8 protein-coding genes and 1 pseudogene are annotated in these 9589 nt (G+C 58.4%); all 9 read left to right on the top strand.

From position 1 onward, the window contains the following. Nucleotides 1-540: glucuronate isomerase (locus tag Q0239_RS07125; RefSeq protein WP_298600451.1), on the top strand; the 540-nt coding region annotated here is incomplete at its 5' end. Beyond that, nucleotides 537-1907 (top strand): mannitol dehydrogenase family protein, encoded by a 1371-nt coding sequence (locus tag Q0239_RS07130; RefSeq protein WP_298600454.1) that lies wholly within the window; start codon nucleotides 537-539, stop codon nucleotides 1905-1907. The genes Q0239_RS07125 and Q0239_RS07130, both read left to right, overlap by 4 nt. Nucleotides 1908-1918: 11 nt before the next feature. Then, nucleotides 1919-4246, top strand: a complete 2328-nt coding sequence (locus Q0239_RS07135) for a glycoside hydrolase family 3 N-terminal domain-containing protein (protein ID WP_298600457.1) — start codon at nucleotides 1919-1921, stop codon at nucleotides 4244-4246. Between the two features lie 249 nt (nucleotides 4247-4495). Further along, entirely contained in the window at nucleotides 4496-4858 is a 363-nt protein-coding gene (locus tag Q0239_RS07140) for a DUF2946 family protein (RefSeq protein WP_298600459.1), read from the top strand. A gap of 74 nt (nucleotides 4859-4932) precedes the next feature. Next, entirely contained in the window at nucleotides 4933-5421 is a 489-nt protein-coding gene (locus Q0239_RS07145) for a copper chaperone PCu(A)C (RefSeq protein WP_298600461.1), read from the top strand. Then, nucleotides 5408-6052, top strand: a complete 645-nt coding sequence (locus Q0239_RS07150; protein ID WP_298600463.1) for an SCO family protein — start codon at nucleotides 5408-5410, stop codon at nucleotides 6050-6052. The genes Q0239_RS07145 and Q0239_RS07150 overlap by 14 nt, the downstream gene beginning before the upstream one ends. A gap of 25 nt (nucleotides 6053-6077) precedes the next feature. Beyond that, complete coding sequence (locus Q0239_RS07155) at nucleotides 6078-8168, top strand: TonB-dependent receptor (protein WP_298600466.1); 2091 nt, start codon at nucleotides 6078-6080, stop codon at nucleotides 8166-8168. Between the two features lie 85 nt (nucleotides 8169-8253). Then, complete coding sequence (locus Q0239_RS07160) at nucleotides 8254-9366, top strand: S-(hydroxymethyl)glutathione dehydrogenase/class III alcohol dehydrogenase (RefSeq protein WP_298600469.1); 1113 nt, start codon at nucleotides 8254-8256, stop codon at nucleotides 9364-9366. 23 nt (nucleotides 9367-9389) lie between these two features. Then, nucleotides 9390-9589, top strand: a pseudogene (locus Q0239_RS07165) (VOC family protein); the annotation flags it as partial.

The raw sequence follows: 9589 nt of genomic DNA on the forward strand, positions 1-9589 counted from the left end.
GAAATGGCGGGGGTGAGCGTCCAGGACGGGCTGGGGGTGCAGCTCCCCCCCGGGGTCTATCGCAACCACAATCCAGCCATCTTTGAACGTTTCGGGCGCGACAAGGGCGCGGACATCCCGCTCCCGTGTGAATATGTCCACGCGCTGCGCCCGTTGCTCTCCAAATATGGCAACAACCCCGATTTCAGCTTCATTGTCTTCACGCTCGACGAGACGAGCTATGCGCGCGAACTGGCTCCACTTGCCGGGCACTATCCGGCAATGAAGCTTGGTCCTGCTTGGTGGTTCAACGACAGCCCCGAAGGCATGCGGCGCTTCCGAGAGATGACGACTGAAACCGCAGGCTTTTACAACACCGTTGGTTTCAATGATGATACGCGTGCCTTCCTATCGATACCCGCTCGACATGATGTCGCGCGACGGATGGACTGCAGCTGGCTTGCGCAACTGGTAGTTGAACACCGGATGGAAGAATGGGAGGCCGCCGAACTGGCCGTCGACCTCAGCTATAATCTGGCAAAGGCAGCGTATAAGCTGTGAGACTGTCGCTAGCCCATCTTGGCGCGCTCCCTGAAAGCGTCGCCCGCCCCGGCTATAACCGTGAAGGGCGAGGGATCGGCATTGTCCATTTCGGGATGGGCGCATTCCACCGCGCGCACATGGCCGCCTATACCGATGATGCGATGGCAGCCGACCACGGCGATTGGCGCATCTTGGGCGTCTCGCTGCGATCGCCAGCGGTTCGCGACCAAATGCGTACGCAGGATGGACTTTATACGCTCGTCGAGCGAAGCGCTGTCGGGAGTAAGGCGCGGATGATCGAGGCTGTCGCCGACGTGCTCGTTGCCTCGGAGGAACGGGAGCGGTTGGTTGCAACGCTCGCTGCCGCCACCACCCATATCGCCAGCTTTACCATCACCGAAAAGGGCTATTGCCGCGCACCCGATGGCTCGCTCGACCTTGCGCTCGCCGATGACCGCTCGGCTTATGCCTATCTGGCCGCAGCCTTTGCTCGCCGCAAGGAAGCCCGGCTATCCGGCCTGACGCTGCTCAGTTGCGACAATCTGGCGGGCAATGGCGCGCAGCTCGAACGGTTGATTGCCGAATATCTATCCGCCCATGCGCCCGATCTTGTCGACTGGTTCAAGGCGGAGTGCGCCTGCCCCTCGACCATGGTTGATCGTATCGTTCCGGCGACAACCGATGCAGACCGGCAACAGATCGAAGCGCTCATTGGCATGCGCGACGAAGCCGCGGTGGTCACCGAACCGTTCAGTCAGTGGGTGATCGAAGACAGGTTCGCAGGCCCGCGCCCCGATTGGGAAGCGCATGGCGCACAGATCACCTCTGACGTTCATGCTTATGAAGCTGCCAAACTGCGCATGCTCAATGGAGCCCATTCCGCGCTCGCCTATCTAGGGCTGCAGCGCGGGCATGAATTTGTTCACCAGGCGATCGCCGACCCCGAACTCACGACGTTAATCGACCGCCTGATGCGTGACGAGGCAGCTCCGAGCCTAACACCCGCGTCGGGCCAAGACCTCAACGCTTATGCCAATGCCCTGATCGATCGGTTCAAAAACCCCGCGCTCAACCACCGTCTGATCCAGATCGCGATGGATGGCAGCCAGAAAATTCCGCAACGATGGTTGGAAACGCTTGCCTTTCACCAGAAGCAAGATCGGCAATGTCCGGCCATATTGACAGCGCTCGCCGCGTGGCTCCGCCATGTTCGAGGCGATAACGGCCCCGTAGACGATCCACTGGCGGGTATTCTCAAAGCCAAATGGGATGATGCGGGAGTGGAAGGCATCTGCGCGGCATTGTTTGATAGCAATGGTCCAATGGCTAGCGACTGGTCTCCAAGCCCTGCGGACCGGGACTGTATTGTTTCAGCTTTGAATTGACGGAGGCGAGGATGCGCAAGGCATTGACCGGGTTGCTGGTGGCCGTTTTTACGACACCCTTGCTTGCGGCTCCTGCACAACCCGAACTGGGCGTGCGCGCAAAGCCAATCATCACCGCCAAAGGGCTGCGCTTCAAAGACCTTAACGCCAATGGTCTTCTGGACACTTACGAAGACTGGCGCCTCCCCGCCAGAAAGCGGGCGATCGATCTGGTCCGCCGCATGACGCTCGCTGAGAAAGCGGGTATGATGCTGATCGCGACCAATAATCCCGATTGTGGCGGCGGCATATCGGAACGCGGACGTGACCTGATCGACAACCAGAAAATGACGCGCTTCATCCTACGCTCAAAAGTGACTGGAACGGCGCCCGACTGTAGCGTCAAGCTCACCGGCTTTGCCCTGCGTGGCGGCTATGCCCAGACGCCGCAGCAGATGGCGAGCTTTACCAACGCCGTGCAGGAACGCCTCGAGGCCGGGCGACTGGGCATCCCCGGTCTGTTCAAAGACAATGCGCGCAACCATGTCGAAACCAACCCGATGTTCGGTATCGCAGCAGGTGCTGGGGCCTTCACCGAATTCCCCAAGGAAGCGGGTCTTGCCGCAGCCGCACTAGGTGCCGGCCCGCCGGTGACTCCCGTTGGGGCGACCCCCGCCAATCTCAAAGGCGATATGCGGATCATCCGCGAATTCACCGGTGTGATGGCAGAAGAATGGAAAGCCATCGGCCTGCGCGGAATGTATGGCTATATGGCCGACCTGACCACCGAACCACGCTGGGCACGGGCGCACGAAACCTTTACCGAAGACGCCGATCTGATGACGGACATCGTCCGCGAACTCGTGTTTGGTTTGCAAGGGCCAGTGCGCAAAGGCGGGACATCGCTTTCGCCACAATCTGCCGTTGCCTTGACGTTGAAGCATTTCCCCGGCGGCGGACCACAGGAAATGGGATGGGATCCGCATTACACCTTTGGCAAGAACCAGATTTATACCGACCCGAGCGGAAAATATGGTTTCGGCTACCATCTGAAACCCTTCAGGGCAGCAATTGAAGGCGGTGTTTCGTCGATCATGCCTTATTATGGCGTGCCAATTGGCGTGACCTATCAGGGCGTCAAATATGATGAATTCGGCATGGCCTTTTCAAAGCAGATCGTCACCGATCTGCTGCGCAAGAAACTGGGCTTCAAGGGCTATGTCAATTCGGACAGCGGCGTCATCGAGAACCGCGGCTGGGGGCTGGAAAGCTATCGTAACAATCCGGCAACGGGCAAACCATTCGGCCCCGCAGACCGCACCGCGATTGCAATCAAAAGCGGCACAGATGTGTTGTCGGAATTCAGCGTCAACAAAACGATTACCGATCTGGTGTCGGCAGGCTTGCTCGATGAACGCAAGCATATCGACCCGGCGGTGACGCGGCTGTTGGTTGAACAGTTCCAGCTTGGCCTGTTCGAAAATCCCTATGTCGAAGCTGACGCTGCCGCTTTGAAAATTGGCAAGCCGGAGAACCGCGCGCTGGGCCTCGATATCCAGCGAAAATCGATCGTGCTGTTGCAAAACCGAAATAGGCTGCTTCCCCTGAAGACCGGCAGTAAAGTCTATACGTTGGGCTTTAAGGCAAATGATATCACTGGCCGCAGCATCATGGTCACCGATGGCAATGTAGAAAAGCGCCCGCCCGTTCCGAGTGATACCGATGCTGTCCTTATAAAAATCATGATCAATAATGCGGGTGCACGCACCTATCGGTCGAATGATGCCGCGACGGGTGCGAAAGTGGTCGCTCCCGAATTTCCCCTGATCGACCCGCGCAGCGGAAAGCGCCAAACCACATGGGGCGCGCAGGACCCGTGCGTTTACGAGCCGGAAAAGCCCAGCCTTGCGGAAAGCGCCGACGGTTGCCTAGACAGCGGCCTGATTTTCGGCGGCGCCTTTCCGTGGGAGTCCAACCTGCTAGCCCTATCCGACATCGCCAACGCCCAAAGCTGGTCGATGACCCCGTCGCTTTCGGATATCCAAGCCGCAATGCGCGAAGCGGGAAATCCCGGAAAGGTCGTGATTTCGGTCTACTTCCGTCACCCCTTTGTGCTCGATGACGAAAGCGGCGTGAAAGAGGCAGGTGCGCTCATTGCCAATTTCGGAGTGAGTGACCGGGCCTTGCTCGATGTCATTTTCGGGGTTGCCGCTCCAGGCGGGCGACTTCCCTTTGCACTGCCAAGGTCGAGGAGCTCGGTTACCAATCAACACTCAGATGCGCCGGGATACGCTGAGACTGCCGATGGAGCCCTGTTTCCTTACGGATATGGACTCGGATATCAAAACGCCTCCCGCTAGTTGTTTCCTACAGCGATATTTGGGGGCAGAATTTGGGGCATTTTATCAGCCTTAGTTTGACATTATAATTATTTATCTGAATATTAGGACTCCTTTTCGAATCCCTCCGTCTCCGCCATTATTCGCCCCGTTAATTGCCCCAGATCAATACTGGATTGCGCAATGGGGCTGACAGAGCCGAAACTTCGGCTTAGGGGCCTTACCATGTTCGCCTTGCGACTCTTTTTGCGCACCCATTACCGGCTGGCCATGCTGTTGGTTATATTGGCTTTGCTGGCAAAAGCGGTGGTGCCGATGGGCTATATGGTTGGACAGTCGGGCAAGACCTTCACTGTCATGGTTTGCGCCGATGGCAGCGGCGAGATGCAAAGTCGGGCGATCACCGTCCCGATGAAACCCGGCTCGCATGATGGCCAGGATTCCGCGCGATCCGGGAAGGCCTGCGCTTACTCGGCGACTTCGATGGCGGCTATGAGTGGGGTGGATGCGCCTTTGCTCGCCGCGGCCTTGCTGTTCATTCTTGCGCTGGGCTTTGCGCCTACGCCGCCAATCCTTCTACAACAAAGCAACTTTCTTCGCCCGCCCTTGCGCGGGCCTCCGGCTCTGGCCTGACTTTTCCACCCGAATAGTCAGCTTTGCTGATCCGCCTGTAAAAGGGGCGGGTTGGCATATCCGGAGTATCCAATATGAAATCGACCAATATTTATCCGCTCGCCGGGATTGCATTATTTGCGCTAGCTGCGCCGGTTCTCGCCCACAATTTTTCCGTCGGCAAGATCGCGATTGGCCATCCGTGGACGCGCGAAACCGCAGCTACGCAAACCGTAGGTGGCGGCTTCCTGACCATCCGCAACAACGGCAATGTCAGTGATCGACTGGTTTCGGCCACATCGCCATCAGCAACCGAAGTCCAGATTCATACCATGAGCATGGACGGCGGCGTGATGCGAATGCGCCAGCTCAAAGACGGCATCGCTATTCCCGCCGGTCAGTCAGTCGAGCTGAAACCCGGCGGTTTGCACCTCATGTTTATAGGCCTGAAAAAGCCTTTCAAGCAGGGCGCCAAAATCCCCGCCACATTGAAATTCGCCCGTGCGGGTTCGGTGCAGGTGACCTTCGCCGTGCAACCGGTTGGTTCGACCGCACCGATGGAGGCTGGCCATGCCGGACATTGATCAAAGCCAAGCCGAAGGTACAGGGGCGATCCGCAAATTGCTATGGGTTATGGCAATTGTTGCAGTCGTGCTGGGCGGCCTACTGTATCTCGGCCTTGAGAAGAAGGGTGCCGAGAAGTCCGCATCAACCGTCGCCGCCTTGCCCTTTGGCGGGCCGTTCGAGCTGGCCCGGGCAGATGGTTCTGTGCTGACAGACAAATCGCTCTCTGGCCGCCCGTATGCGATCTTCTTCGGCTTCACCCGCTGCCCAGACGTCTGCCCGACAACACTGTCACGACTGGCATTGTGGCGCAAAAAACTGGGTGCCGATGGGAACAAATTCGATATCGTTTTCGTCTCTGTCGATCCTGATCGCGACAAGCCTGCAGATATCGGCGCCTATACCGAGATTTTCGGCACCCCAATTATCGCGGCGACCGGCACCGATGCGCAACTCGCCCAAATCCGCAAAGGTTTTGGCGTTTATGTCAAAAAGGTGCCTCTGGACCCCAGCAAACCGGATGGCGATTACACGATCGACCATACCGCCGGCATTTTCCTGATGGATGCCCGGGGACGGCTATCGTCGATCATCGATCACCATGAAGCCGAAGCAACCGCGCTGGATAAGCTGCGGATGCTGGTTGGCTGAACACCCGAATTTGAAAGATTAGAAAATGAAAACCCGATTTTTTGTAGCGACCGCGCTTGCGGCGATCGCGTCTGTTTGCCCCGCTTTTGCGCAGCAAACTGATCCGACCGATGGTAATCTCATCATCGTCACCGCACAGCGCACAACCGCGCTCAACCTTGACCGTGAAGCCGAAGAAGAATTGGCGACCGGCCCTGATGCCGCGGCTTTCATTGCGCGCCAGCCCGGAATGGCCTTGGTCGATAATGGAGCTCTATCTGGCCAGGTGCAGATGCGTGGGCTGTTTGGAGAGCGTATAGCGCTGCGTATCAATGGCCAGCATTTCGCAACCGGCGGGCCCAATGCAATGGATCCCGCTATGCATTATGCGCCAATGGCGCTGATCGACCGGGTCGAGATTGCCCGCGGCGCCTCTCCCGTCCGCGATGGCCCCGGTTTTGGTGGCGGTGTTAACGCAGTGTTGAAAAAGACACGTTTTGGTGAAGCCGGTGCGCTGGCACCTCAGATTGATGTTTCAGCACAATATCGCAGCGTCGATGACAGCGTTGCTATCGGTGGCATGGCTGGTCTTGCCAATGACCGGGTACGATTGGGAGCGATCGCATCGTGGGAGAAGGGCGATGACATGCGCTTTCCCCATGGGCGGGGCGGAGGAACCAGCTTCGAACGCGCGGTTTATGGTGTACATGCCGGATTCCAGACGGGGCTCGGTGAAATCTCGCTGGAATATCGGCGGCAGGATACCGGGCGTTCCGGCAACCCGCCTTTTGCGATGGATATCATCTACTTCCACACCGATTTCCTGCGCGCAGGATTTGAGGGCGAATTGGCGTCCGACCTGACACTTGAAGCGCATGCTGATTATTCAGGTGTAGAGCACCGAATGAACAACTTCGCCTTGCGCCCGACGCCGACAGTGGCGGCGACACGCCAGTCCGATACTTATGCCGATACAATGGGTGCGGGTCTTTCCCTGCGCTTTGGAAGCTCCGACCGGCACATCCGCATTGGGGGCGATTTCGAAGCGATCGACAAAGGATTCATGCTCTATAACCCGTTGTCGCCCACCTTCTTCATCCACCCGCTTGATCGGGCGAAAAGTGATCGCATCGGCGCATTTGCCGAAGCCAGAGCGGCGCTGGGAATAGTTGACGCAGAGTTGGGTTTTCGGGTCGATCGCCATGGCGCCAGCACCGAAGCGCCGCGCTTCGGACCGGGAGTGCCCATGGGGCCAGCCACTCTCGCGCGCGCTTTTGCCAACGCCGACAGGGAATGGTCTGCTACCTCGGTCGATGCGGCGTTGCGTCTCTCCGCAGATTTGGGAGAAATAACGCCGCGCTTCACGCTCGCCCGCAAGACTCGCGCGCCGAGTTTGGTTGAGCGCTTCGCATGGCTTCCAACCGAAGCCAGCGGCGGTTTGGCCGATGGCAATATCTATGTCGGATCGTCGGCACTCAAGATCGAGAAAGCATGGCTTTTCGAGGCGGGATTCGACTGGAAAAGCGAGACGGCCTATGCTCGACCGCTGATCTATTATCGCCGTCTTGAGGATTTCATTCAGGGCGTTCCCTTTGATGCCACCCCCGGTGTGCTTGATACACCGGTCGAAATGGTATCGGCGGCGAGCGGCGATTCCACACCGTTGCGCTTCACCAATGTTGACGCCGAAATTTACGGCGCCGACGTTGCATTCGGCACGCGGATTTCGGGGCCGTTGAGGTTGGATGGCGTCGCCAGTTTTGTACGCGGCAAGCGGCGGGACATATCGGACAATCTATACCGCATTGCGCCAGCCAATGTGCGGCTCGCCCTCGCATGGGAAGCCGATCGCTGGTCGCTGACTGGAGAAGCCCTCAAGGTTGCCAAGCAGCGCAAGGTTTCTGCCACCAACGGCGAAGTTCCGAGCCAAGGCTATGTAACCTTTAACCTGTTTGGGCACTGGATATTGCACGACGGCTTGCGTCTTGATGCCGGCGTCGAAAATCTGTTCGACAAATATTATACCGAGCATCTGGCCGGATATAATCGCAACAGCGGCTCTGACGTAGCGTTGGGGGCACGTCTGCCGGGTGCGGGGCGTTCGGCCTTTATCCGGCTGCGATGGGAGACGCGCTGAATCCATATAATAGGCGCTCCGAGAGACTTGCAGGTGCCCCATGGAATCGGCATAGCCACCTGCAAGTCCAAGGAGAGTCCCGAAAATGAAAACCCGCGCTGCCGTCGCCTTTGAAGCCAAGAAACCGCTCGAAATTGTCGAGCTTGACCTTGAAGGCCCCAAGGCGGGCGAAGTGCTGGTCGAGATCATGGCCACCGGCATTTGCCACACCGATGCCTATACGCTCGACGGCTTTGACAGCGAGGGGATTTTCCCGAGCGTTTTGGGCCATGAAGGCGCGGGCGTGGTACGCGAAGTCGGCGCGGGCGTTACCTCGGTCAAAGCCGGCGACCATGTCATCCCGCTCTACACCCCCGAATGCCGCCAGTGCAAAAGCTGCCTTTCGGGCAAGACCAACCTGTGCACCGCGATCCGCGCCACGCAGGGCAAGGGCCTGATGCCCGATGGCACCACGCGCTTCAGCTATAAGGGCCAGCCCATCTATCACTATATGGGCTGCTCGACATTCTCCAACTTTACGGTGCTGCCCGAAATCGCGGTTGCCAAAATCCGCGAGGACGCACCATTCCAGACCAGCTGCTATATCGGCTGCGGCGTGACCACCGGCGTTGGTGCTGTGATCAACACTGCGAAGGTACAGGTGGGCGACAATGTCGTGGTCTTTGGCCTCGGTGGCATTGGGCTGAACGTAATCCAGGGCGCACGGCTTGCCGGTGCCAACGCGATCATCGGCGTCGATATCAACCCCGACCGTGAGGAATGGGGCCGCAAGTTCGGCATGACCGCCTTCCTCAATTCAAAGGGTATGAGCCGAGAGGATGTGGTCGCGAAGATTGTCGAGATGACCGACGGCGGGGCGGATTACACCTTCGATGCCACCGGCAATACCGACGTGATGCGCACCGCGCTCGAAGCTTGCCATCGCGGCTGGGGCACCTCGATCATCATCGGTGTGGCCGAAGCCGGCAAGGAAATCGCCACCCGCCCGTTCCAGCTCGTCACAGGGCGCAACTGGCGAGGCACTGCCTTTGGCGGGGCCAAGGGGCGCACCGACGTACCCAAGATCGTCGACATGTACATGCAGGGCAAGATCGAAATTGACCCGATGATCACCCATGTGATGGGTCTTGAAGAGATCAACACCGCCTTCGACCTGATGCATGCTGGCAAGAGCATCCGCAGCGTGGTGGTGTTCTGAAGTTTTAACAAAGGAGAGAGACTATGTTTAGCCATATCATGCTGGGGGCAAACGACCTCGGCGAATCGAAGGCCTTTTACGACGCCACACTGGGCGCGCTCGGCCATGGTACCGGAACGCAAGATGACAAGGGCCGGGTCTTCTGGTTCACGCCCACCGGCATTTTCTCGGTAAGCATCCCGATTGATGGAAATCCGGCGACCTGTGCCAATGGCGGTACTGT

The sequence above is a fragment of the uncultured Sphingorhabdus sp. genome (assembly GCF_937872355.1).
Lineage (GTDB): Bacteria > Pseudomonadota > Alphaproteobacteria > Sphingomonadales > Sphingomonadaceae > Sphingorhabdus_B.

Bases quoted from the DNA above. Each gene is read 5' to 3' on its own strand.
- Q0239_RS07135 (WP_298600457.1), top strand. From the start codon at position 1,919: ATGCGCAAGGCATTGACCGGGTTGCTGGTGGCCGTTTTTACGACACCC.
- Q0239_RS07140 (WP_298600459.1), top strand. From the start codon at position 4,496: ATGCTGTTGGTTATATTGGCTTTGCTGGCAAAAGCGGTGGTGCCGATG.
- Q0239_RS07145 (WP_298600461.1), top strand. From the start codon at position 4,933: ATGAAATCGACCAATATTTATCCGCTCGCCGGGATTGCATTATTTGCG.
- Q0239_RS07150 (WP_298600463.1), top strand. From the start codon at position 5,408: ATGCCGGACATTGATCAAAGCCAAGCCGAAGGTACAGGGGCGATCCGC.
- Q0239_RS07155 (WP_298600466.1), top strand. From the start codon at position 6,078: ATGAAAACCCGATTTTTTGTAGCGACCGCGCTTGCGGCGATCGCGTCT.
- Q0239_RS07160 (WP_298600469.1), top strand. From the start codon at position 8,254: ATGAAAACCCGCGCTGCCGTCGCCTTTGAAGCCAAGAAACCGCTCGAA.